The 25106-nt window shown below is 68.2% G+C and carries 19 protein-coding genes and 1 pseudogene; 16 read left to right on the forward strand and 4 right to left on the reverse strand.

Features of this window, described 5'->3' with window-relative positions:
- Positions 1 to 82: 82 nt before the first annotated feature.
- From RF646_RS03000 to RF646_RS03040, 9 genes are all read left to right on the forward strand, one after another.
- The gene (locus RF646_RS03000; protein ID WP_368835160.1) at positions 83 to 1135 is read left to right on the forward strand and encodes a flavin reductase family protein; all 1053 of its coding nucleotides are present in this window, start codon (positions 83 to 85) and stop codon (positions 1133 to 1135) included.
- Between the two features lie 78 nt (positions 1136 to 1213).
- Positions 1214 to 2332, forward strand: coding sequence for a fatty acid desaturase (locus tag RF646_RS03005; protein ID WP_368835161.1), 1119 nt, complete (start codon positions 1214 to 1216; stop codon positions 2330 to 2332).
- A 331-nt stretch (positions 2333 to 2663) separates the two neighbouring features.
- A complete protein-coding gene (locus RF646_RS03010; protein ID WP_368835162.1) occupies positions 2664 to 3485 on the forward strand; it encodes a thioesterase family protein in 822 nt (273 codons plus the stop codon).
- 200 nt (positions 3486 to 3685) lie between these two features.
- On the forward strand, positions 3686 to 4012 hold the full coding sequence (locus RF646_RS03015) for a 2Fe-2S iron-sulfur cluster-binding protein (protein ID WP_085106094.1): 327 nt from the start codon (positions 3686 to 3688) through the stop codon (positions 4010 to 4012).
- Between the two features lie 124 nt (positions 4013 to 4136).
- Positions 4137 to 7013 carry an FAD-binding and (Fe-S)-binding domain-containing protein gene (locus RF646_RS03020; protein WP_368835163.1) on the forward strand — a complete coding sequence of 959 codons (2877 nt, stop codon included), beginning with the start codon at positions 4137 to 4139 and terminating at the stop codon, positions 7011 to 7013.
- Positions 7014 to 7025: 12 nt separating this feature from the next.
- Entirely contained in the window at positions 7026 to 7856 is an 831-nt protein-coding gene (locus RF646_RS03025; RefSeq protein ID WP_368835164.1) for a DUF4232 domain-containing protein, read from the forward strand.
- The gene (locus RF646_RS03030; RefSeq protein WP_368835165.1) at positions 7846 to 12828 is read left to right on the forward strand and encodes a DEAD/DEAH box helicase; all 4983 of its coding nucleotides are present in this window, start codon (positions 7846 to 7848) and stop codon (positions 12826 to 12828) included. The genes RF646_RS03025 and RF646_RS03030 overlap by 11 nt, the downstream gene beginning before the upstream one ends.
- Before the next feature lie 24 nt (positions 12829 to 12852).
- Positions 12853 to 13056: a hypothetical protein gene (locus RF646_RS03035; RefSeq protein WP_035963994.1), complete on the forward strand. Its 204-nt coding sequence runs from the start codon at positions 12853 to 12855 to the stop codon at positions 13054 to 13056.
- Positions 13057 to 13276: 220 nt separating this feature from the next.
- Positions 13277 to 14383 (forward strand): DNA-formamidopyrimidine glycosylase family protein, encoded by a 1107-nt coding sequence (locus tag RF646_RS03040; RefSeq protein ID WP_368835166.1) that lies wholly within the window; start codon positions 13277 to 13279, stop codon positions 14381 to 14383.
- Between the two features lie 110 nt (positions 14384 to 14493).
- Here the strand turns inward: RF646_RS03040 and RF646_RS03045 are convergent, their stop codons facing one another.
- Together RF646_RS03045 and RF646_RS03050 are read right to left on the reverse strand one after the other, a co-directional pair.
- Positions 14494 to 15522 (reverse strand): CAP domain-containing protein, encoded by a 1029-nt coding sequence (locus RF646_RS03045; RefSeq protein WP_368835167.1) that lies wholly within the window; start codon positions 15520 to 15522, stop codon positions 14494 to 14496.
- 274 nt (positions 15523 to 15796) lie between these two features.
- Positions 15797 to 16783 (reverse strand): pseudouridine synthase, encoded by a 987-nt coding sequence (locus RF646_RS03050; RefSeq protein ID WP_270264315.1) that lies wholly within the window; start codon positions 16781 to 16783, stop codon positions 15797 to 15799.
- 74 nt (positions 16784 to 16857) lie between these two features.
- On the opposite strand from RF646_RS03050, the gene idi reads away from it, so the two are divergent.
- Positions 16858 to 17400, forward strand: coding sequence for an isopentenyl-diphosphate Delta-isomerase (gene idi, locus RF646_RS03055; protein ID WP_064846559.1), 543 nt, complete (start codon positions 16858 to 16860; stop codon positions 17398 to 17400).
- Positions 17401 to 17604: 204 nt separating this feature from the next.
- Here the strand turns inward: idi and RF646_RS03060 are convergent.
- Together RF646_RS03060 and RF646_RS03065 are read right to left on the reverse strand one after the other, a co-directional pair.
- A pseudogene (locus RF646_RS03060) lies at positions 17605 to 17886 on the reverse strand (HEPN domain-containing protein); the annotation flags it as partial.
- Positions 17864 to 18394: a hypothetical protein gene (locus RF646_RS03065; protein WP_368835168.1), complete on the reverse strand. Its 531-nt coding sequence runs from the start codon at positions 18392 to 18394 to the stop codon at positions 17864 to 17866. The pseudogene RF646_RS03060 and the gene RF646_RS03065, both read right to left, overlap by 23 nt.
- 782 nt (positions 18395 to 19176) lie before the next feature.
- On the opposite strand from RF646_RS03065, the gene RF646_RS03070 reads away from it, so the two are divergent.
- From RF646_RS03070 to RF646_RS03095, 6 genes are all read left to right on the forward strand, one after another.
- Complete coding sequence (locus tag RF646_RS03070; RefSeq protein ID WP_368835184.1) at positions 19177 to 19812, forward strand: GNAT family N-acetyltransferase; 636 nt, start codon at positions 19177 to 19179, stop codon at positions 19810 to 19812.
- A 93-nt stretch (positions 19813 to 19905) separates the two neighbouring features.
- Entirely contained in the window at positions 19906 to 21084 is a 1179-nt protein-coding gene (locus tag RF646_RS03075; protein WP_368835169.1) for a glycoside hydrolase family 76 protein, read from the forward strand.
- A gap of 62 nt (positions 21085 to 21146) precedes the next feature.
- Positions 21147 to 21689 (forward strand): NUDIX hydrolase family protein, encoded by a 543-nt coding sequence (locus RF646_RS03080; protein WP_085108758.1) that lies wholly within the window; start codon positions 21147 to 21149, stop codon positions 21687 to 21689.
- Between the two features lie 471 nt (positions 21690 to 22160).
- The gene (gene tgt / locus RF646_RS03085; RefSeq protein WP_366823681.1) at positions 22161 to 23444 is read left to right on the forward strand and encodes a tRNA guanosine(34) transglycosylase Tgt; all 1284 of its coding nucleotides are present in this window, start codon (positions 22161 to 22163) and stop codon (positions 23442 to 23444) included.
- Positions 23445 to 24170: 726 nt separating this feature from the next.
- Positions 24171 to 24887 carry a hypothetical protein gene (locus RF646_RS03090; RefSeq protein WP_290657941.1) on the forward strand — a complete coding sequence of 239 codons (717 nt, stop codon included), beginning with the start codon at positions 24171 to 24173 and terminating at the stop codon, positions 24885 to 24887.
- A gap of 30 nt (positions 24888 to 24917) precedes the next feature.
- On the forward strand, positions 24918 to 25106 hold a 189-nt coding region (locus RF646_RS03095), incomplete at its 3' end, for a hypothetical protein (protein WP_368835170.1).

The raw sequence follows: 25106 nt of genomic DNA on the forward strand, positions 1-25106 counted from the left end.
TCGGTAAAAGCAGAGGGGTGCAGGGGCGCCCACATGCTGGACGCATATTGCACGTTTACTTACTAATAGGTAAAACTGGGGTATGGGCCACACCGGGATCAAGGGATTCTTTCGTGCAGCCGCTGGAATCCTGAGCTACCCCCAGGACCCGCGGTCCTTCGCGCAGGTCTTCGGCTCCCTGACGAGCGCACATTACACACGAGGCCGCATCACGCACGTGCGGCGCGAGACCCCCGACACCGTGACCCTGTTCTTCACCGCGGGTGAGGGGTGGATCCCGCACCGGGCGGGGCAGTGGGCGCGGATCGGCGTGGAAGTGGACGGGAAGCGGATCTGGCGTCCGTACTCCATCAGCGCCCCCGAACACGGTGACCCGTCGATCACCGTCAAAGCGCAGGGCCTGGTGTCCGAACACATCGTTGAGCGCGCCGCCCCGGGCAACGTGCTCTACCTGGAACGCCCCGAAGGACAGTTCCTGCTCCCGGACACCCCCACAGAATTGCTGTTCATGGTGGCCGGTTCCGGGATCACCCCGGTGATGTCCATGCTGCGGACCCTCATGCCGCGCAGGCCGGACCACGACGTCGTGCTGGTCTACGTGTCCCGGAGCCGGGAGTCGTGCATCTTCCACGACGAGATCCTGGAACTCGCGGACCAGTTCCCGGGTCTGCGGCCGGTCTTCTGGTTCACCGAGGAACGCGGCCGCCTCGACGCCTCCGACGCCGATGCCCTGGCCGAGCTGTGTCCTGATCACGCGGACCGGGTGACGTACGCGAGCGGCCCGGACTCGTTCGTCAGCGCCGTGGAGGACCTCTCGCGCAGCCACGGCGGCCCCCCCGTGGTGGAACGCTTCGATGTCACCAGGCAGTTCAGCGGCGGCCAACGCGGGGAAGTTTGGTTCACCCGTTCCGAGATGACCCTGGAGGTGGGCCCGGACGAAACCGTCCTGGAGGCCGCCGAACGCGCGCAACACCAGCTGCCCCACGGATGCCGTATGGGCATCTGCCACAGTTGTCTGGTTCCCTTGACGGACGGGGCCGTGACCAACATCCGCACCGGTGAGCTGCACCGTGAACCCGGTCCCGTCCAGACGTGCGTGACCCGACCCGCTCCCCACGCCGCGTTCGACGCCTGACGCCCACAGCCGGCGCCACTCGACTCGCCCTCCGGGAACGATCCACCCGGCGGCAACCCCCTCCCACGAAGGAACCCCATGACACTCGCACCCGCCGCCCACCACACGGCCACCACGGCCGTGACGAGTTCACCCCCGCGCCGCGATCCGCTGCGCCTCACGGAGGCCGAGCTCGCGGAACTCGCGGCCGATTTCGACGCCGTGCGTGACGAGGTCTTCTCCCGCCGCGGCCAGTCCGACGCCCAGTACATCCGCCGCGTGGTGGTACTGCAGCGCAGCCTGGAGATGACGGGGCGGGCCTGTCTGCTCTTCTCCCGTCACAAACCCCTGTGGTGGGCCGGTGTGGGGTGCCTGAGTGTGGGCAAGATCCTGAATAACATGGAGATCGGCCACAACGTGCTCCACGGGCAGTGGGACTGGATGAACGACAAGGAGATCCACTCGACCACGTGGGAGTGGGACTTCGTGGCGCCGTCGGCGGGCTGGCAGCGCACCCACAACGAGACGCACCACACGTGGACCAACGTGCTCGGCAAGGATCGGGACGTGGGGTACAACGTGCTGCGCATGGACCCCGATCAGCCATGGAAGCCCGTGAACCTGCTGAACCCGGTGATCAACCTGGGCCTGGCACCGGCATTCGAGTGGGGCATCGCGATCTACGACATCGAACTGGACCAGTTCCGGGCCGGCAGGAAGTCCGGGCGGGCCACGTTCGAGGACTTCAAGCGCGTGATGAAGAAGCTGGGCCGCCAGTCCGCCAAGGACTTCGTGTTCTCTCCGCTGCTGGCGTCCCTCACGGGTTCGGGGAAGGCGTCGCTTAAGGGGTTCCTGGCGGCGAACGTGATCCGCAACGTCTGGGCGCACGCGGTCATCTTCTGCGGCCACTTCCCGGACGGCGCGGAGACCTTCACGGAGGAGGACGTGCGCGACGAGACTCGGGGGCACTGGTACCGCCGCCAGGCCATGGGCTCGGCGAACATCGACGGTTCACGCCTCATGCACTTCATGAGCGGGCACCTCTCCTTCCAGATCGAACACCACCTCTTTCCGGACATGCCGTCCAACCACCTGGCGCGCATCGCACCCCGCGTGCGGGAGATCTGCCGTAAGTACGGCATCCGCTACACCTCCGGCCCCCTGCCCCGGCAGGTCTTCCAGGCGTGGCGCAAGGTGTGCCGGCTCGCGCTGCCCTGACGACGCCGCCACTCTCGGCCCCGGCGCTCGCATCTACCGGCTCCGAATTCCCAGTGGAGTAGAAGCAGCTCGGGGTGCCCGGATTCTGCTTTTACACCACTGGAGCAGCCACCCGCTGGGAGGACCGGGCGGGCGGTTGCCGGGCGGGTGCGCGGGTCGTGAGCCCGCGGGTGGGCGGGCAACTCGTCCTGCCCGGCACGCGTCGCAAGTCCGATAGGTGTTCCCGCGGCGCTCCCCTAGGGTGTATTCCGGCACACACTCGCATCGCGGGCGGCCATGTTCCAGGAACCGGACGCGGCCCCGCCCGCGGTCAGGACAGGCAGGAGCACGCATGAGTACCGAAGAAGCCCCCGGGCACCTGGGCGCCAACGGCGAGGACGTCCCGAACGCCCACTACGTGCGCACGAGCGATCATGGTTTCCGCACCACGGTGTACACGCAGGGAGCGTGGAGCCCCCTGGAACAGCACATGGCGGCGTCGTCCGGCCTGCTGGTACACGAGATCGAACGCAACCACCCGCGGGAGGACGTGCTGCCGGTGCGTTTCTCCTTCGACATTCTGGGGGTCATCCCCGGTGGTGAGATCGAGGTGCACACGCGTGTGCTGCGCCCGGGCAGGACCATCGAGTTGGTCGAGGCGACCATGAGCGCCGGCGGGCGGGACTGCATCCGGTTGAGCCTGTGGCGGCTGAAGACCTCGGACACCCAGGACGTGGCCGGTGGGGAGATCGAGCCGCTGACCCCCGTGGAGCAGTGCGAGCCGGTCAATATGTCCGAGGCGTGGGGCGGCGGGTTCATCAGCTCCGTCGAGGCACGTATCGCCCGGCGGCCCCGACCCGGCAACGGCGCGGGCTGGCTGCGGATCACCAAGTCGGTGGTCGAGGGCGAGGAGTCCTCCCCCACCGCCCGGTTCATCAGCTCGGTCGACGCCGCCAACGGGATCGCTCCACGCGCGGAGATCGGACCGTGGGCGTTCCCCAATGTGGATCTGAGCATCCACATGTTCCGCGCCCCGGTGTCCTCGTGGGTGGGACTCGACACCCGGGTGGAGTTCGGCGGGGACGGCGCGGGCCTGACTCATTCGGAGCTGTTCGACGAGCACGGTCCGATCGGTCGGGTGGCCCAGGCGCTGACCCTGCGCCGGACGAGCTGAGAAGCTGGTGGCCCGCCAGGACTTGGGCGGGCCGGAACCGCCCGGCTCCGCCGGGGGTTGAGCAGGGGCCGGGCGGGTACGGGTCTCATCACACTTCGCCACGCGATGTCCCCGGAGTTGACGCCCGATCATAGAATGGCCGCTAGTTCCCAGTAATCCGCAACATCCGGACGGGGTAGAACCCCAGGAGGTCCAGCCGCGTGAGCAGCATCCTGATCAATGTGACCAACCGCGAGGGCGAGCGCACCGAGGGCGTCGAGTGGAAGGACTACGAGACGCTCATGGAGTGCCTCACCCGCCACAAGTTCCCGATCCTCGCCACGTGCGGCGGCAACGCCTCGTGCTCCACGTGCCACTCGTACCTGGACCAGGACACGTTCGTGAAGACGGGCGGGACCAACGAGGAGGAGGAAGACCTCCTGGAGATGCTGGACGACACCCGCCACGACAACTCCCGGCTCACGTGCCAGGTGGAGTGGTCCGAGGACCTCGCGGGCGCGGAGATCACGATCGCCCCCGAGTGGTGATCGTCCGCCGCTGACGCGGTGGCAGCACGACACCGCCGCCCCGGCCCGGCGGTGTCGTCACCGGCGGCCTCGTGACCGGTGACACGAGTTGGTAACGCGGCGCCGCGTGGGTGAAAGTTGGAGCATGACTGCTCTCCGGGATGACCTCACCACACGCGCCGCTTACGTCTCGGACGCCTCGATCTATCGCCGACTGCCGGCGGCGGTCGCGGAACCGCGCTCGGTCGAGGAGATCCGTGAGCTGTTGTCCACGGCCCGGGAGAACGGCTGGCCTGTGATCTCCCGCGGTGGTGGCACCTCCGTGGCGGGCAACGCGATCGGTGACGGGTTGGTCATCGACACCTCCCGGTACTTCAACCGCATCCTGGAGATCGATCCGCACGCCCGCACCGCCACGATCGAACCCGGTGTGATCTGCGATCAGTTGCGGGACGCCGCGAGCGAGTTCGGCCTGACCTACGGACCGGACCCCTCCACGCATTCGCGGGCCACCGTGGGCGGGATGGTCGCCAACAACGCGTGCGGTTCCCACTCGGTCGCGTGGGGTACGAGTGCGCAGAACCTCGTCTCGCTCACGGTCATGCTCGCCGACGGGCGCGAGGTCACCCTGGACGCGGGCGGCACCTCGGACGCCGCACTGGATTCCCAGCTCACCCAGTTGCGGGACCGGCACCTGGCCATGCTGCGCACCGAACTGGGCCAGTTCCCCCGCCAGGTCTCCGGGTACGGACTGCACTACCTGTTGAGCGAGAACGGTTTCGACGTGGCCAAGGCGTTCGCCGGGACCGAGGGCACGTGCGGGATCATCACCCGGCTCACCGTGAAACTCGTGGCCAAGCCGCGCTTCACAGCGCTCGCGGTACTGGGTTTCACGGACGCGATCGCGGCGGCCACCGCGGCCCCGAAGTTCCGCGTCCGGGGCGTCACCACGATCGAGGGCATGGGCTCGGACCTGCTGGACGCCCTGCGCACCCGTCCCGGTCAGGAGAACGCGGGCCGTGAGCTCCCCGAGGGCGGCGGCTGGCTCTACTGCGAGGTGGGCGCGGACACCCAGGAGGCCGCGTTCGAGGCCGCCCGGGCGCTGCCGGGACTCGTCGAGGAGACCGTGGTGGATTCCGTGGTCGTGGGCGATCCCGCCGAGGCCCGCGCCCTGTGGCGCATCCGCGAGGCCGGTGCGGGGATCGTGACCCGCTTGCCGGACGGCGGCGAGGCGTGGCCCGGGTGGGAGGACTCCGCCGTGCCCCCGCAGCACCTGGGCGCCTACCTCAAGGACCTCTACGCGCTGCTGGACGAGATGGACCTGCGCGGTATCCCGTTCGGCCACTTCGGCGAGGGCTGTGTGCACATTCGGATCTCCTTCGATTTCAACACGGACGAGGGCGTGGCCCACTACCGCCGGTTCATCGAGCGGGCCGCGGAACTCGTGCACCGCTACGGCGGCTCGGTCTCCGGGGAGCACGGGGACGGCCGTGCCCGCTCGGAGCTGCTCAGTACCATCTACTCCGACGAGGCACGCGGCGCCTTCGCCCGATTCAAGCGGATCTTCGATCCCGACAATTTCTTCAACCCCGGGGTCGTGGTGGATCCCGAACCCCTCGACCGGGGCATCCGCCCGGGTCCCGGCGCGCGCACGTTCGAGCTGACCCCGGTCCACGCGTTCTCCGCGGACGACGGCTCGTTCGGCCAGGCCATCAACCGCTGCGTGGGCGTGGGTGCATGCCGCTCGGACTCGGGGGCCATGTGCCCGTCCTTCCACGCGACCCACGACGAGGTGCACTCGACCCGCGGGCGCATGCGGTCCCTCGCCGAGATGCTGCGCGGCGAGCACATCACGGACGGGTGGAAGTCCAAGGAGACCTACGAGGCCCTGGACCTGTGCCTCTCGTGCAAGGCGTGCGCCACGGAGTGCCCCGTGAACGTGGACATGGCCACCTACAAGGCCGAGTTCCTGCACCACCACTTCCGCCAGGGCCTGGGCTCGTTCGTCGGCAAGGACCGCCGGCCCATGGCGCACCTGACCATGGGGTGGATGCCGTGGCTCATGAAGCTCGTGACCAGGGTCCCCGGTTCGCTGCGCGCGGTGAACTTCCTGGAACGCTTCCGTCCCATCGAGGAACTGACCAAGAAGCTCGGCGGCATCGAACCGAAGCGGCGGATGATCCGCTTCAACGACACCCCGCTCACGTCGTGGTTCAAGACCCGCACCCCACAGGGCGCGGTGGCGCGCGGAGGCGGCCGCGCGGCGTCGTCGGCGGAGAAACCGTCCGTGGTGCTGTGGCCAGACACGTTCACGAACTTCTCCGCGGACGGGCCCGGCAAGGCCGCCGTGGCGGTGCTAGAGGCCATGGGCTACCGCGTGCTCATGCCCATGGGAAACGTGTGCTGCGGACTCACGTGGCACTCCACCGGGCAGTTGGACATGACCCGCCGGACCCTGCTGCAGACCCTGGACGTGATGGAGCCGCTGCTCGAGGCTGGCTACCCGATCATCGGGCTGGAACCGTCTTGCACGGTGATGCTCCAGCACGACATCACCGAGCTGCTCCCGGATGACCCGCGCGCCCACAAGGTCCGGGCCCTCACGGTGACGCTCGGTGAGTTCAGTGCGCGCCACGCCGAGGACGGCGGGGACTGGCCGTTCGACACGCTCGAGACCCACGCGGGACCGGGCACCGCGGTGTGCCAGGTGCACTGCCACGAGAAGGCCCAGGGCGACTTCACGCCGGAACTACGCGTGCTCGAGAAGCTCGGGGTGGACACCGCCGTGGTGGGCGGTGGCTGCTGCGGTCTCGCCGGGAACTGGGGCTTCGAACCAGGTCACCACGAGATCTCCCAGACCCTCGGGGAACGCAACCTGTTCCCCGCGATCCGTGCCGCGGGGCCCGGTTCGATCGTGCTCGCGGACGGTTTCTCGTGCCGCACGCAGATCGCCCAGGGCACCGACGCGGAAGGAGTTCACCTGGCACAGGTGATGTATGCCGCATTACGCGCGGAAAAGTAGCACACTGTTGCCATGAGGAGTCACTTGCCCGTCCCCCGGGGCACCCACACCGCCACCCGTCCGTTGCTCGCGGCCACCGCGCTGAGCGCTCTCATGGTCCTCTCGGCCTGCGGTTCCTCGGACGGCGCTTCGTCCGAGGAGCAGAACACCGCACCCGCCGGCGCCTCCGTCTCCGCGAGCGCCACGGCGTCCCCGAGCGCCTCGTCCATGTCCCCGAGCCCGTCGGCCAGCCGGTCCGCGAGCCCGTCCGCGAGCGCCGAGGCCACCGAGGCCACGGAAGCCACAGACGCCGCGGCGTCCGGTGGACAGGAGGGGCAGGCCGCGGAGTCAGCGCAGCCGTCCGCCGAGCCCGATCGTCTCGCGTCCGCTCCCGAGCTGGGCATGCCCACTGCGAGCCCGTTCGACCAGGCGAAGGCGGATGCCCAGCGCGCCGGCGGCACGTGCAGTGCCGGGCAGCTCTCCGGATCGCTCACGCCGCAGCAGGGCGCGGCGGGTTCGGTCATTGCGTCCCTCACGCTCACCAACAACGGCTCCGCACCGTGCACCCTGAGCGGCTACCCGGGTGTGTCCTTCGTGGACGCGAACGGTGCTCCCGTGGGTGCGCCGGCCTCCCGGGACGCCTCGGGTGCGGGCACCGTGACCCTACAGCCCGGCGCGTCCGCGAGCGCCGGGGTGCGGATCACCCAGCCCGGTGTGATCGGTCAAGTGTGCAACCCGCACCAGGCCGCTGGCGTGCGCGTGTACCCGCCGGACAGCTACGAGTCGCTCGTGGTGCCCTACTCGGGTCAAGCGTGCGGCAACCCCAAGGTCTCCCAGTTGCAGGTCAAGGGTTTTGGGTCCTGACCCCGTCCTGAACCTCTTCTCCCCCGCGACCGCGCAGTGGTTCGACGCCGCGTTCAGCGGGCCCACGGCGGCCCAGCGCGGCGCGTGGGAGGCCATCTCGGCGGGCCGCCACGCTCTCGTGGTGGCCCCCACCGGTTCCGGTAAGACGCTCGCGGCGTTCCTGTGGTCGATCGACCGCTTGCTGACCGACAAGAAGGCGGACGGGTCCGACGACGCGGAGGACCGCACCTCGGTGCTCTACATCTCCCCGCTCAAGGCCCTGGGCGTGGACGTGGAACGCAACCTGCGCGCACCGCTGATCGGGATCACCCAGGCCGCCAAGGCCGCCGGCGGGGAGCCCCCGGAGATCTCGGTGGGTGTGCGCTCAGGTGACACCCCGCAGGCGATCCGCCGCGCCCTGCTGGCGCATCCCCCGGACGTGCTCATCACGACCCCGGAATCGCTGTACCTCATGCTCACGTCCAAGGCGCGGGAGACCCTGCGCCACGTGAACACCGTGATCATCGACGAGGTGCACGCGGTGGCCGGGACCAAACGCGGGGCGCACCTGGCGGTGAGCCTCGAACGCCTCGACGACCTCCTGGAACGTCCCGCGCAACGGATTGGGCTCTCCGCGACCGTGGAACCCGTGGACACCGTGGCCGGGTTCCTGGGCGGCTCCCAGCCCGTGGACGTGGTGCGCCCGCCGTCCGAGAAGGACTGGGACCTCACGGTGTCCGTGCCCATCCCGGACATGACCGTGTTGGGCGGGGCGGCGGCGTCGCCGTCGTCCGGGGACCTGGACGGCAACCTGGAGGCGTCCGACTACCAGGCCACCGCGTCCATCTGGCCCCACGTGGAGGAACGGATCGTGGACCTCGTGGAGGCGCACCGTTCCACAATCGTGTTCGCGAACTCGCGTGGCCTCTCGGAGAAACTCACTGCGCGACTCAACGAGATCCACGAGTTCCGGCTCGCCAACGCCGCGGAAGAGAGCCCCGCGGATTTGGACGGTGGCGATCCCGTGGCGCTGGGTGATGCGCTCTCCGACCTCCTGGGCGGCGCCGCCGCGCGCAGCGAGGGCGCGGTCAGCGCTTCTCGGGCCCGCGACTCCGCCCCCGCGGACATCCCCCGCCAGCACAACCGCCACGAGGGCGCGTCCCCGGTGCTCGCGCGCGCCCACCACGGCTCGGTGTCCAAGGACCAGCGCGGTCTGATCGAGGAGGACCTGAAGACCGGGCGGTTGCGGTGCGTGGTGGCCACCTCCTCCCTGGAGCTCGGGATCGACATGGGCCACGTGGACCTGGTGATCCAGATCGAGTCCCCGCCTTCGGCGGCGTCCGGTTTGCAGCGCGTGGGCCGCGCGGGCCACCAGGTGGGCGAGGTCTCGATCGGGCGGATCTACCCCAAGCACCGCGGGGACGTGCGGGACGCAGCGGTGATCGCTGAGCAGATGCTCGCGGGGCACCTGGAACCGCTGTCCGTGCCCACCAACCCCCTGGACATCCTGGCCCAGCAGACGGTCTCGGCGGTTGCCGCGGAGGACGTGGACGTGGAGAGCTGGTACGACACCCTGCGCCGCAGCGCCCCGTTCCGTTCGCTGCCGCGCTCCGCGTACGACGCCGTGCTGGACCTGCTCGCCGGGCGGTACCCGTCCGACGAGTTCGCCCAGTTGCGGCCCCGGCTGGTGTGGGACCGCGAGACCGGAACCCTGCAGGCCCGCCCCGGTGCCCTGCGGCTCGCAGTCACGAGCGGTGGCACCATCCCGGACCGCGGTCTGTTCCCCGTGTTCCTCGTGGGCGAGCAGGACAGCAAGTCCCCCAAGCGCGTGGGTGAGCTGGACGAGGAGATGGTCTACGAGTCCCGCGTGGGGGACATCATCGCCCTGGGTGCCTCGAGTTGGCGCATCGAGGAGATCACGCACAACCGGGTGGTCGTGGCCCCGGCCCCGGGCGTGCCCGGCAAGCTCCCGTTCTGGCACGGGGACGGTCTGGGCCGGCCCGTGGAACTGGGCCGCGCCACGGGTCGGTTCACCCGTGAACTCGCCGGTGCCCAGGACACCGAGGCCCGCGAGCGCCTGGCCGCCTCCGGCTTGGACGAATGGGCCCGGGACAACCTCATGGCCTACCTCTCCGAACAGCGGGAGGCCACGGAACACGTTCCGGACGATCGCACGCTCGTGGTCGAGCGGTTCCGGGACGAACTCGGGGACTGGCGCGTGGTGTTGCACAGCCCGTTCGGCACCCCCGTGCACGGCCCGTGGGCGCTCGCGGTGCGCGCCCGGTTGGACGAGCGCTGGGGTCTGGATGCCAGTGCCCAGGCCGCGGACGACGGCATCGTGCTGCGCGTCCCCGCCACGGACGAGGAACCGCCCGGGGCGGAGCTGTTCCTCTTCGACCCGGACGAGCTCGAGCGCACCGTGACCGAGGAGGTGGGCGGCTCGGCGCTGTTCGCGTCCCGGTTCCGGGAGAACGCCGCGCGTGCCCTGCTGCTGCCGCGGGCGGATCCCGGTAAGCGCACGCCCCTGTGGCAGCAGCGTCAGCGCTCCGCCCAGTTGCTGGACGTAGCCCGCAAGTACCCGCAGTTCCCGGTGATCCTCGAGACCGTGCGCGAATGCCTGCAGGACGTGTACGACGTCCCCGCGCTGCTGCAATTGCAGCGCGATCTGGCCGGGCGCAAACTGCGCATGGTCGAGACCACCACGGACACCCCCTCCCCCTTCGCGCGCACCCTGCTGTTCGGGTACGTGGCCCAGTTCCTGTACGAGGGCGATTCGCCCCTGGCCGAGCGCAAGGCCGCGGCCCTGTCCCTGGACCCCTCCCTGCTCAACGAGCTGCTCGGTCGCGCTGAGCTGCGCGAGCTGCTGGATCTCGAGGTCATCGAGACCACGGTCCTGCAGTTGCAGCGCCTCGCGCCGGACCGTCGGTTGCGCGGCGTGGAGGGCGCGGCGGACCTCCTGCGCCTGCTCGGTCCCATGACGGCCGACGACGCCGCACTGCGCTTGCGCGCGGAAGGCACCGCAGCGGCGTCGCCCCCCGCGCAGAGCGCGCCGGAGACCCCCGATGCCCCGGAAACCGACGACACCGAGGATGTCGACGCGGCCGAGGACGTGGCCCCCGAGTACCAACCCATCAGCGCGGACGCCGCCCGCGAGCTGCTGGACACCCTGGTGTCCACGAACCGGGCGATCGTCCTGCGCGTGGGCGGGCGCGAGGTCTACTGCGCGGTGGAGGACGCCGCGCGGATGCGGGACGCCCTGGGCCAGCCCTTGCCCATGGGTGTGCCCCTGGCGTTCCTGGAACCGGTCGCGGATCCCGTGGGGGACCTCGTGTCCCGGTACGCGCGCACCCACGGCCCGTTCAGCGTGGCGGAGGCCGCGCAGGCCCTGAGCCTGGGGCCCGCCGTGGTCGAGACCGCGCTGCGCTCGCTCGCCACGCAGCGGCGCGTGAGCGAGGGGGCGTTCCGCCCGAGCGGGGACCCCGCGGCGTCGGAGTCGGAATGGTGCGACGTGGAGGTGCTGCGGACCCTGCGCCGCCGTTCCCTGGCCGCCCTGCGCGCGGACGTGGAACCCGTGGACCCGCAGGTATACGCCACCTTCCTGCCCGCGTGGCAGCACGCCGTCCCGGGGCACCAGTTGCGCGGGTTAGACGGGGTGCTCACGGTGATCGACCAGTTGGCCGGGGTGCCCGTGCCCGCGTCCGCGTGGGAACCGCTCGTGCTCGCGCAGCGCGTGGTGGACTACCGGCCCGCGATGCTGGACGAGCTCATGGCCGCGGGCGAGGTGCTCTTTTCGGGCGCGGGGTCCCTGGGCGGTGAGGACGGGTGGGTCGCGTTCCACCTGGCCGAGTCCGCGGAGCTGTCCCTGCCGCCCGTGCCGCAGCTCGAGGCCGCCGCCGAGGCCCTGGACTCCACGCTGGAACGTGAACTGCTCGCCGTGCTGCGGGCCGGTGGGGCGTACTTCGCGTGGCAGCTCATCCAGCCGCTCGCCGAGGCGGGCGTGTCCGTGGACATGGCCCAGCTGCGCACTGCGCTGTGGAACCTGCTGTGGGCGGGGCTCATCACCAATGACACCTACGCCCCGGTGCGCGCACTCGTCTCGGGCGGGCACTCCGCGCACAAGACGCCCAAGCGCCCGGGCCGTTCCCGTACGGCCGGGCGGCGCGGCGCCGCGCGGTTGCGGGCCGCGTCCCGCGGCCCCGGCGGTGTGGATCCGGCGGCGTCCGCGTCCGGCGACGGCGCTCGCGTCGTTCGCGCCGCGGGGGGCGGTGAGGACCGTGTCACGGCCGGGCGCTGGTCCGTGCTGCACCCCGAACCGCTCAACCCCACCGTGCGGGCGCAGGCCCAAGCGGAGCTGTTGCTGGACCGCTACGGCATCCTCACGCGCGGTCCCGTGGCGGTGGAGGACGTCCCCGGCGGGTTCTCCACCGTCTACAAGGTCCTGCGCGCCCTCGAGGACGCGGGCCGCGCGCGGCGCGGGTACTTCATCGAGGGCCTCGGCGCCGCCCAGTTCACGCAACCCGCGACGGTTGACGTGCTGCGCAGTTTCACGGACGACGACGCCGCTCGCAAGGCCGAACCCCGCGTCCTCGCCCTCGCGGCCACGGACCCCGCCAACCCCTACGGTGCCGCGCTGGACTGGCCGGAAGCGGTGGCTCTCGAAACCAGCACCAAGCACCGCCCGGGACGCAAGGCCGGTGCCGTGGTGGTGCTCGTGGACGGGGCGCTGATCCTCTACCTGGAACGTGGCGGGAAGACCGCGCTCGCGTTCGTGTCAGACCCGGCCCTGCTGCGCCTCGCGGCGGAGGCCGTGGCCGGGCTCGTGCAGCGCAGGGCCATGGACTCGCTCGTGGTCGAGAAGGTCAACGGCGACTCGGTGCTCTCCTCCGAGGACCTCGTGACCGCGGTCCGGGACGGTCTGCTGGCGGGCGGCTTCTACCAGACCCCGCGCAGCGTGCGGATGCGGGCTCCCGTGGGCGGGGGCAGGTCCGGCTGATACCACTTTGATACCTTGAGGGGCATGGCGATGACTTTGCGGCTGACCGAGGACGACGAACGCGCTCTCGCCGCCTTGGCCGAAGCGGACGGCATCAGCCGTCAGGAAGCCACGATCCGAGCCATCCACGAAGTTGCGGCCCGGAGAGGTCACGAGCGGCAGGTGACCGAAGCGTCGGCGCGTGCACGTGCACGCTATGCCGATGTGTTGGACCGGCTCGGGCGGTGACGCGGTACCTCACGACCGAGGACCTACTCGTGGTGATCAACGATCTCGGAGTCGGTCCATTACGCGATGTGGGGTTGCTGGAGGCCACGGCGAGTGGCCGAGCCGATCTCCATGATGTCGCCGCAATGCTGCGACGGTGGCACTGACGCCACAGCTGCGAACTGCCGCCGAGCCCACTCCCGTTCGACACTGAACACCCCACCCTACCTAGGAGGCCCAGGTGCCTGAAGGTGATTCCGTCTACCGCCAGTGCAAGATGCTGCGCGAGGCGCTGGAGGGGTCCGTGATCGTGAGCTCGGACTTCCGGGTGCCCTCACTCGCCACATCGGACGTGTCCGGGCGCACGGTCGTGGCCGTGGTGCCGCGGGGGAAGCACATCCTCATCCGACTCTCCCAGGCCCCCGATGCGGCCGAGCTGAAATCCGGGGCCGAGCCCCTCACCCTACATTCCCACCTCATGATGGACGGCACGTGGCGGGTCTTCGACCGGGAACCGGCGGGGGGCGCCCCAACCGGCTCCGGCGGGGAACCACAAGCGGCACGCAGCAAAGGTGATGCTCCGGCCGGAAGCGGGCGAGCGGCGTCGTCGTCACGAGCAAGGAACGGAATGCGCACGAGCCGACCCGGGGCGAGTCCCTACCGACCGCGGGGGCAGGCCCGGCGGGGCGGCAGCGTGCGTTCACGCGCAGAAGCGAGGACCCGGCTCAGCACGGACGTGTCCATCGGGCAGGGCTCGCACACCATTCGCGCGATCCTGCGCACCGAGGACGTCGAGGCCGTGGGTTTCGACGTCAAGGACGTCCGACTGGTGCCTACCCGCCTGGAGGACGAGCAACTCGTGGGGTACCTGGGCCCGGACATCCTCGGACCGGACTGGGACCTGGAGAAGGCCCTCGAGCGGCTGAGTGCGCAACCAGACCGGGCGATCGGCACCGCGCTCATGGATCAGCGCAACCTCGCGGGGATCGGCAACGTGTACCGCGTGGAGGTGCTGTTCATGTCGCGCACCAATCCATGGGTCACGGTCGGCTCCCTGCCGGAGGGCAAGCTGCGCGAGATCGTGACGCTCGCGCACAAGCTGCTGCACCTGAACAAGGACCGCTCGATGCGCTCGACCGTGGGGCAGGCACCGCAGGGTCGCCCCCTGTTCTGGGCGTACGGCAAGGACGGCCAACCGTGTCGCCGGTGCGGCGCGGTGCTGCGGCGCGGAGAGATCGACGACGCTCTGCTCACCGTCCCCGCGCCGGACGGCACCACGACGGCGCCGGGCACCGCAGTGCAGCACCTGCGCAAGATCGTGTGGTGCCCGCGCTGCCAGAGCGAGTGACGGGCTGACGAAAAGGGAATCGGCTGCGGGGTGCGCCCGGGCCCGTCAGGACCGGAACGCACCCCACGCATCCGCCGTCTCCGCGTCCGGGTGTACCGATTCGTGGTGCGTCAGCGGGTGACCCAGGTCTTGCCCGTGACCGAGGACCAATGGACGGTGTAGCCCTTGGAGAAGCGCTGGCGCATCTCGGAGCCCACGCGGTACTCCTCGGTGACGGGGTAGCCCCACCCTCGCTCGAAGCCGGCGGCCTTCCAGCGCTTGCCGATCACGCCGGTCTCCTTGATCACGTGCGCGCCGGAGGACGGGGACCACATGAACTTGTACTGGGCACCGCCCGCGGCCCTGAAGTTCTGGTACACGCCGCCGTTGACCAGGCCGCCGCGTTCGTTCATGGTCGGGTAACCGAACTTGGCCGCGCCACCCAGTGCTTGGTAGCGGCTCTTGATGCCGCCCTTGACCGTGTAGGCCGGGGGCGCCACGCGCTTCGCAGCCACGGGGGCCACGGTGTCGGCCTGCGGGCGCGGCGCTGCCGCAGTGACCGTGCGGGTGACGTCCGAGGGACCGCTGCCGGCCGGGTAGCCGTAGGAATCCACGGTGCCCACCAGGCGCCAGCCCTCGCCCGTGCCGGACAACCGGCCGTCCACGTAGGTCAGTCCGATCCCCACGATCTGCATCCGGGGGTCCGTGAGGACCTTGTTGTGCGCGTGGGAGCCCTTCCACCAGTTCATGAGGTCGGGAACCGAGTTCTGCCACGACAGCGCGTGGATCTCCCCCGCCGCGTTGTACCCGGCGGCCCGGCGGTCCGTGAGGAACAGGTTGCTGTGGTCGATAACCTCTTCCTTGACCAGTCGGTCGGACTGGCTCTGGGCGATGCCGGACAGCGACTTGGAGTACTTCACCGGGGCCAAGCCCTTGGATGCCCGGTGTTGGTTGATCAGGTTCAGGAGCTTCTGGGCGTCCGCCGCCCGCGTGCTGCTGGACACGGACACGATGTCGGAGGGTGCGGCCTGCGCGGGGGTGCCGATGAACAGGCCCCCGCTCAGGATCATGAGAGCCGCAGTGATGGTTGCGGCCAGGTTCGAGAAGGCTCGTCGGGTCGGGGAGTACCCGTCGATGGCAGGAATGCGGTGATGTGACATGGGGACCATTTCGTCGTTGGGCGCACGCGCCCGCACCTCCGTGGCATGACACCACGAGGGTGTGACAGACGTACGCGCTGTGGGGGGACAGCTCGTGGTGGCATGTGCCAACCGACTCGGGGCTGTGTGTACGACAACCCCTGTACGGGCCCAATGAGGGGGGAAGACCCGCTGGTAAGGGTACCCCGGGGTAGCCGGGTTTCGGTGTGTTACGTCACGCTCGGTCGGAAAGTTTCGGCATCCTTCGACGGACGTTCAACCTTGCCCTTGCAGGTCAGTGCGCCGGGAGTTCGCTGGACGATCCGGTCCGACGAGCCGCATGGGAGCTGGGCGACAGGCGTGAGCTCACGGTGATCGTCCCGCCCGTCATGGGATGGGTGAAGGTCAGGGAGCGGGCGATCAACTGCATGGGGTTGTCCGGGTCCTCCACGTCGAAATCGTCCAGCGGCACCGGATACAGCTTGTCCCCGCGCAGCGGCAGGCCCAGGGAGTTCATGTGCACCCGGATCTGATGGGTGCGCCCGGTCAGAGGAGCGATCTCGTAGCAACCCCACTGACCCGCATCATCGGTGAAGCGTTCGAGCAGGCGGATGTCCGTGATGGCATTGACTTCGCCCGGCTCCTCGAAGGCCTGCACGACTCCCTGGATCTTGCGGATCCGGGACTCCACCCGGACCGGTTCCTCCCCCACCCGATCGTTGGCACGGGCCACGGCCCAATAGGTCTTGGTCACCGTGCGCTCCTGGAACATGCGGTGGAACGCCCTGCGGTCCGCCGCGTGTTTGCTCAGCAGCAGCACCCCGCCCGTGGAGCGGTCCAACCGATGCAGTGCGGAGATCTCGTCGTTGTGGAACTGGCAGCGCGCGGCGACCACCACGGAGCGGCGGACGTTCTCACCCTTCGGTGTGCTGCACAGCCCGTGCGGCTTGTCCACCGCCAGGATCCACTCGTCCTCGTACAGGACGTCGAGGGTGACGGGCGCGGCGTCATCGTCCGGGATCGGGCGGTGGAACCACACCGAGGCCCCCGCTTCGTAGGGGGTGGTCGGGGTGACGACGGCGCCGTCGTCCCCGCGGACGCGACCGGCGGCGACCTCGTGGGCGAACCACGCGGCGTCGTCCGGGAAACGCTGCTGGATGTAGTCCGCGGCCGTGGCCGGGAGACCGTCCAGAGCCCGCAACACCGGGTCCGGGGCGCCGGGGCCGGGCATCCGGACCCGCGCGGGCCCCACGCCGCGCACCGTGGGTAGCGGAGGGTTCACGCGTCGTCTCACTGCGTGTCCGATCCGGCGGTTACCATGGCCTGGAACCTAACACATGACCGTGAGGCGGCCTCGTGAGCGAGCACACCAGCCCGGAGCGCGTGGTGCTCCTGGACGATCAACACCAACCCACCGGAACGGCCCTGAAATCCACGGTTCACACCGAGGACACCCCCCTGCACCTGGCGTTCTCGTGCCACGTGCTCAACTCCCGCGGCCAGGTTCTGGTGACCCGCCGCGCGCTCGGCAAGCGCACGTGGCCCGGCGTATGGTCCAACAGTTTCTGCGGTCACCCGGGACCGGACGAGTCCTTCGAGGACGCCGTCGCCCGCCGTGCCCAGCAGGAACTCGGTCTGGAGATCCGCAACCTCACCGTGGTGCTGCCCGAGTTCCGCTACCGCGCCACGGACGCCTCCGGGGTCGTTGAGAATGAGTTCTGCCCCGTGTTCATCGCCGTCGCCGACGACGATCCCCGTCCCGCCGAGTCCGAGGTCGCCGAGTACTCGTGGGCCGCCCCCCACGACCTCGTGGCCGCGGTGGAGAGCGCCCCGTTCGCGTTCAGCCCGTGGCTCGCGGACCAGATCCGCGAACCCGTGCTGCGGGAGGCGCTGGGCTGAGGGCCCAGGTTCACCACCCTGGATCGGGTCACCTTTGGCCGTTGCGTGTTGATCGTCCCTCGGGTCATTCGGGGCGTAGAAATCTGGCATCAGTATTCTTCCCCAGTGCACCAAATTACCTCCACCCTCGGTGAGTGGGATCGACTCCACATGCTTCTCCGGGGAGTACCCGACATACACGAGGCAACGGGAGGCCACCAAGACGGTCAGCGAGGTAGAAAGCACAAGGTTTTTCCTGAGCTGGGTCTGCTTCTCCAGGCCATGGGCGTAGTTGTTCCGCAGGCTCTTCACTTCTCTCTTCCACAGGTCGTGTGCCCCGGCAGCCGTCCCACAGATTATCGGCACCAGTGGCTGTACATCGTCCAAGATGTCCTGGATACGCTGCTCAAGTGTGGGTTCTCCCAACTGGCTATTGAGGACACGATTTTTCAGGGTGGAGGCTATGAGATCGTCTATTTCCCCTTCATCCTTGGCCCTCGCGATGATGTCCCCGTTGGCGCGACGGGCCTTTTTCTTGAGCTTTTGTCAGGGCACCGGTTTTCCGAGAGTGAAGCTTGCGGTGTAGCCCCTCCAGCGACATGACCATCGTGGAGAAGTCTGCGTCCACGAACCGTTCGCCATGCGTGCCACGAGCTAGAACATTCGCTGTAAGTTCAGGAGCCCGCCCCAGTTCTGGACGTCGTTCCAGCCAGGCAGCAATGAGCTCGACGTCAGACTCGCCCCTCCGAGTGGCCATGCCGTCATGACGTTGATCGTCTAGGGGATCTTTAACCATCCAACCGTCGACCTCCAACGGCCGCTCGGGCCCTCCGGCGATCCGCACTCGGTACCGGTCGACCACAGCCCGGTTCATGCGCAGCAAGGAGAAGAACTCCTGCCGTTCCTCAGCTTGGTCAGAAGTGCTCTCCAGGGACGCGATCGGAGCTTGCGCCCAGGCCTCCAATCCGCTCAGATACATGAAAAGGCAAAGTGGGGTGATCTGGGTCGATGCCATAAACGAGCTCGCGCACCACGCACCTATTCCACCCCCAAGTGATTACTCCTCGTGCATTTACTGGGGCCATGTCGAGCACTCGGGCCCGACGGTCGTCCCTGCCGGCCAGCGGGGGCCGAGCACATCCGACTTTTCATGCCCCTATCAGCCATTTCTCCGAGCGGGTGCCCGCAACAGGTGCGAGGCCGGCGCCACGGTCAACCATCCTGGGTTTGATTCCAATCCTGCCACTAACTAAGAAGAATCAGGATCACGTCCAGTGTGTACTCTCGAAGCTTTAGCGACCACGCGGTGCGGATGGCGTTGGGCCACCGGGCGGCCCGGGGGTGTTCGCGTATCGCGGCGGTGTTGGCATTGTGCTATCCGTTGGGTGTCGAGAGAGACGCCTAACAGATACGGATCCGAAAATATGGTGGGGTACAGTCCGAGGAAATAAGTTCTTTAATAGGAACGGTGGGTGAATTCCTCGGTTATGCGATGGTCGAGGCGCTCAAGAGGTGGCGCAAGACCGAGTTGATCTATTCGACAGCTACCTAGATCTCGGTTTCAGCGGTCGTGCTGGCCACGGTGGAGTGGGTGCGGTGTGGGGCAACGCGCGTCTGCGCAAGGCCGTGGACTGCGCCACACCAGAAGGAGCGGAGGCGGCCTACCATGAGAACCGGAATCAGATGCTGATATCGGTCTAACCTCCGGAAGCTAACCCAGGGAGGTTCACCGGTGGCCCATCCTGCCATGCTTGGCCGGTGGCCATCGACACCATCGAACACCGCGACGGCAACGCCGTGCGCCGGATCCTCGAAGCACTCCCGGAGTGGTTCGGAATTCCCGAAGCCATCGACGGCTATGCCGCGGACGCCGCGGATGACAGCTACGGACGTCCTATGGCCCTCGATGACGGAGCGCCCGTGGGAGTCGTTCTCACCCGACGCCACTTCCCCGAATCCGCGGAGATCCACCTCATGGCCGTCCATCCGGACGTGCGTGGGACCGGTATCGGCAGGCGTCTCGTGGAACGGGTGGTGGACGATCTGTCCGCCGATGGCTGCACGCTGCTCTCCGTGCACCCGGTGGGGCCGTCCTTCGCGAACGCCCCCTATGCCCAGACCCGGGCTTTCTACACCAGGATGGTTTTCCTTCCCCTGGAGGAGCACGAGGACCTCGAATGGCCGGGCCCACGCTCATCCTGGTCCGGGCCTTGCCCGCGACAGGCCGAGGCCACGCTGAGAACCAGGACCACACCCAGGGGACATCAGCACCACCAACCAACGGGGCAGGCGGCGTTGGTGAGAGCGAGATGTCGGGGAATCGATGGGGCCCATGAAGCGAGTGTATGGGGAGGTGCTCAGGGATCCGCGCACGCCCCGACGCGAATTCCTAGTGGAGTAAAAGCACCCCACCACGGGGAAAAGCTGCGATAACTCAGAAAAGGCAGCGGGGGCACCGGGCGAGCCGCAGCAGCACCGGGCGATAAACTCCTCACACACCCCACCCGTCCTCCCAGGAGCCCCGCGATGTCCGAATCCCCCGCCCACCGCGCCGCGAAGGCCGCGCACTCCGTGGACCACCTGTTCGGTGCGCGGGCGCTGCGCGTGCCGGGCACGTACCTGGGGGCTGTCGCGTTCCCGCGCCCGTGGCGGGGGCCGTGGCACTACTGGTGGCAGGCCCATTTGCTGGACGCGTTCGTGGACGCCGCGGCCCGCGAGCGCCACGCCGGCAACCAGGACACCGCTGAGCTGGCCCGCTCCCGCGCGCATCGGTTGCTGCGGGGCATCGCCGTGCACAGCGGCGGGCGGGTGACCAACAACGTGTTCTTCGACGACATGGCTTGGCTGGCCCTCGCCCTGGGGCGCCTGCGTGACGAGGACCTCGCCGCCACGGGCCGCACATCGCGCGCGGTGCAGGACGACGGCGCTGCTCTGGCCACGCGCCTCGCCTCCGGTTGCGACGACACCATGGGCGGCGGTGCGTGGTGGAACACCACACGGGACTACAAGAACACGGCGTCTACCGCCCCGGTGGCGCTGACATTCCTACGCATGCACCGCACTGCCGAGGCTCGCGCACTGCTCACGTGGTTGTTCGACACCCTCTTCGACGCCGAGCGCGGCGTGTTCCTGGACGGCATCCGCATGGCCGCGGCGGGCTCCGGGAAGGAGATCACGTCCGTGGACCCGCACGTCTACACCTACAACAGCGGCCCGGCCCTCGGTGCGGCCCTCGAGCTCGCGGAGGTCACCGCGGACCCCGCCGAGCGCGCACTGTGGCTCGACCGGGCGGCACGGCTCGTCCACGGCGCGGCCCGGGAGTTCACGGTCCCCGGCCCCCACGGTGCACCCGTGTTGCGCGGCCAGGGCGGCGGTGACGCCGGGCTGTTCACGGGCATCCTGGTGCGCTACCTGGGCGAAGCCGCGTCGTCGTCGTTGCTGGACGACGACGCTCGGGCCACCGCCCGCGCGCTCGTCACCGACACCGCGGACACCCTGTGGGACGGGCGTCGGGAATTCGATCCGAACGAGGACTTCACGGTGCCCGCCGCGGTGCGAACGGTGGGCGAGACGGTCGCGGTGTTCTCCCCCGAACCGGCGCAGCACGCGAACCAGGCGCAGCGGGCCGGCGCCCCTGTGGAACTCAGCACGCAGGTGCAGGCGTGGACCGTACTGGAAACCGCCGCGCGTTCGGCTGATCGCTGAACTCGGCCGCTGACGCCGCAGATTCCTGGCCTGCGGGGGCGTCACGACGGTAGAAACGAACCATGAGTTCAGTACGCACCCCGGACCCCAACCCTGGCTGGCTCAGCGAGGACGACCTCAATCGTGCCCGCGCGTCCCTGCCGATCGTGTACGTACAGGCCATCCCCGTGCGCCTGGACCCGCTCGGTTGCCTGTCCGAGATCGGGTTGTTGCTCACGCCCAACGACGAGGGCCGCATGGTGCGCACGTTCGTCTCGGGGCGCGTGATGTACCGCGAGACGGTGCGCGCGGCGCTGCTGCGTCACCTCGAGAAGGACCTGGGACCGCTCGCCATGCCGCAGATGCCGTCCACCACGGTCCCGTTCGCGGTGTCCGAGTTCTTCCCGTCCCCGTCCGAGACCGGGCTGACCGACGACCGGCAGCACGCGGTGGCGCTGAGCTACATCGTCCCCGTGCGCGGTGAGTGCGAGCCCCGTCAGGACGCCCTGCAGTTGTCGTGGATGACCCCGGACGAGGCGCTGTCCACGGATGTCCAGGACGAGTTCGAGGGCGGGCGCGAGGACCTCATCCGTCAGGCGATCGCCCACGCGGGATGGGGCCGCTGAACAGCGGATGATCTGCCCGGAGGGCGTCACGTGCCCCCGTTGGCCGCTTGCCGCATGAGCGGGATCGCCTGGGTGTCCGCCGCGACCATGGCCCAGTAGCTGTGGGACAGCCCGCTGAGGCTGCCCAGGATGCCGGCCCCGTGGCCAGGAAAAACCGTCCGGCGTGGGTCCGCAGCTGTCCCGTGGTCAGCCCATGATGCTCCGGGACGGGCATCACCGGTTCCGACGCCCCCAGGTTGGACAGCAACACACCGAGCATCCCGCATCTGTGATGAGAACCCCCGCCTGGGTCTGGTGCGTGAACCGCGCGCGGATGAGCTCGTTGCGCGCGTAGATGGAGGTGAAGGCACGGACTGTGGGGCCCTGAAGAATTCTGTGACCTGACTCACCGGATTGCGCTCGTTCTTTCGGCATCGGGTGGAGGAGACACCACATTGTCTCTCGCTTTCGCGCAACCGGCACAATGGTGTGGTGTCCAGCACCGAATCCCCCTCCCCGTTCACCTTCCGGCTCCACACGCGCCTGCGTGATTCTCCCGTTCCCCAGCAGCGCATCCGGGACAATGGCGGCCAGTTCCAGGCCCGCACGGGCACCATCACCACGCCGCACGGCCCGATCCGTACCCCGGCGTTCATCCCGGTGGCCACGCAGGCCGCCGTGAAGGCCGTGCTCCCGGAGTCCATGGCGGCAGAGGGCGCCCAGGCGATGCTGGCCAATGCGTACCACCTGTTCCTCGAGCCGGGCGACGACATCCTGGACGCCGCCGGCGGGCTGGGCACCTTCATGAACTGGCCCGGCCCCACGTTCACCGATTCGGGCGGGTTCCAGGTGATGTCCCTGGGTTCGGGACTCGGCAAGGTCATCGACATGTCCGCGCTCACACCGTCCCCTGGGGGCGCACAGCCCGCCCCCGGGCACAAGCGCATGGCGCGCGTGGACGACGACGGCGTGTGGTTCCGTTCCTACCTCAACGGGGACCTGCACCGGTTCACGCCGGAGGTCTCCATGCGGGTGCAGCACAACATCGGCGCGGACATCATGTTCGCGTTCGACGAGCTCACTACGCTCCACGATTCCCGCGAGTACCAGGAGGACGCCCTGGAACGCACCCGCAAGTGGGCCCTGCGCTGCGTGGCCGAACACTGCCGGCTTACCGAGGCCCGTGCGGACAAGCCCTACCAGGCGCTGTTCGGGGTGATCCAGGGCGCCCAGTACGAGGACCTACGGCGCATGGCCTGCCGGGACCTGGCCGAGATGGGCTTCGACGGGTTCGGGATCGGGGGTGCCCTGGAGAAACGCCAGCTGGGGACCATTGTGCGGTGGTGCACGGAAGAACTGCCCGAGGAGACCCCCAAGCACCTGCTGGGCATCTCCGAACCGGACGACGTCTTCACCGCGATCGACAATGGCGTGGACACCTTCGACTGCGTCTCCCCCACTCGCGTGGCCCGCTCGTCGGCCGTCTACTCCCCCGATGGCCGGTTCAACCTCACGAACATCCGCTTCAAACGCGACTTCACGCCCATCTCGGACACGTGCCCGTGCTACACGTGCACCCACTACACCCGCGCGTACCTGCGTCACCTGTTCAAGGCCAAGGAGCGCAACGCCGCAACACTCGCGTCCATCCACAACGAGCGCTTCATCCTGGACCTCGTCTCCGGCGCGCGGGACGCCATCGACGCGGGGACGTACTTCGACTACCGTGACGATTTCCTGGCGAGGTACTACGGCGCCGCAAGCCCGAGTTCCTGACCACGACGACGCCGCGGGGGCGCCTCAGTGCCTCGCTGACCGCCGGGGGCCGCACCATACTCCTGCAATCGTGGCGGCCCGCGGGACTTTCGGGATGTCGGCGTGAAAACCGGGTGGCCGCACGGACATCCTGCTGCGAAGATGCAATCATGCTTCGAGACAGCCCTACGAGCCAGGACGTCCAACTCGCCCTTGAGGATGCTCGACGCGCCCTCCGTGAGGTTCCGGACGATGGCTGGTCGATCCCGGCCGACGGGCTCGAATGGACCTGCCTGGAAACGATGATGCACATCCTCGATGACCTGGGAAGCTATGCGATGCTGCTATCCGGCGTGCATGGTCACGAGGGATATACACCCTTGCGAGAGTTCGGGCTGGAACCGGGCAGACCCGTCGGTCTTTTCTGGCCCTTCCTACACCTGATCGCGGTGCATGGGTTTTTATCGGGATGGGTATCCCAAGCTCAATTCACTCCTCTGAGTTAGGCCCAGAGGACGGGCTCAGACGCGTAAGCGGCCCGAGGGCCCGAATAATACGAGGATCGTCGGTGCGTCTTTATTGGGGTCAACGCCCATACCCCACGTTCGCTCGGACCTGAATCCACCTGCAGGTTCACTCCTGCCGTGCGAAATTCGCTGGTATAAGATTGACGAGACGTTCATGCGACCGAGTAGAGTCCTCGGATGCTGAAATACTTGGTAACTCTTATAGTAGGCGTGGAGGGATATGACCATCACTGGATTCGCTATCGCCACTCTTGATTTGTGGGGTCCGTGGGGAGAGTTCTGGGGAATTAATGAGGAGGGCTGGGCGAGTGTTTGGGCGACGGTTGTGAGTGCAGCAATTGCAGCCACTGTCGCCATACTCATTCTGCACAAACAGAGCGCAGACCAGGCTTCTACCGCGGAAGCCAATCGGCGACATACCGCCGAAGAGGCGGAGAAAGACCGCAGAGAACAAGCACTTATAGCCGCCGCCGACCGAAACCATCAAGCTGAACTCGCTCGCATAGAACGTGACATTGCAGCAACTACCGCACTTCACGCTATCCTCGATAAGTATCTCGCTGCCCAGAAAGCAGATCGCAATCAGGTACGCCCCACGCCCGAGACTGAGGAAATACGCAAGGAATTCGAGCGTGCTCTTGATCGGTGGGAAATTAACTGCGGAATGACCCCCGGTGAGGCCCTGGACGTGAAGATAATAATCAATGTAACAGCAACTAACTATTTCTTCTATCCCGGCAATGGTCCGGTAATTTTGCGTGAAGACTACAGAAATTATCTTCGAGAAATGTTCGAAGATCTATATAGGACCATTTCCATGTCCCCCAAGGGTCGCTACGAAGCCTTGAAGGTTCGCCGCGCCAAATATTGCGACGACCTACAGGTGCGGGATCGTGAGCTGTACGGTTTCGATGAGCCCTCGGGCAGCGACAGCTAACTCGCGGACCGCTCCAGTTAGAGGAACCCCATGACATTGCATGAGGACGACGACCTCGATGAGCGCCGCGAATCCATGATAGCCATCCTGGCCAGCGGGGACCTCGAGGGCGCCCTACTGGACGCGGCAGCCATGAAACTCATCTGTGTGAAGCGCCCTGGGTTTCGTTCCGAGGTCAGGACGCAACGGGCGCTACGTCGTGGTCGTGAGTGTAGGCTA

This window comes from Kocuria sp. CPCC 205261, from assembly GCF_040981025.1.
Lineage (GTDB): Bacteria > Actinomycetota > Actinomycetes > Actinomycetales > Micrococcaceae > Kocuria > Kocuria marina.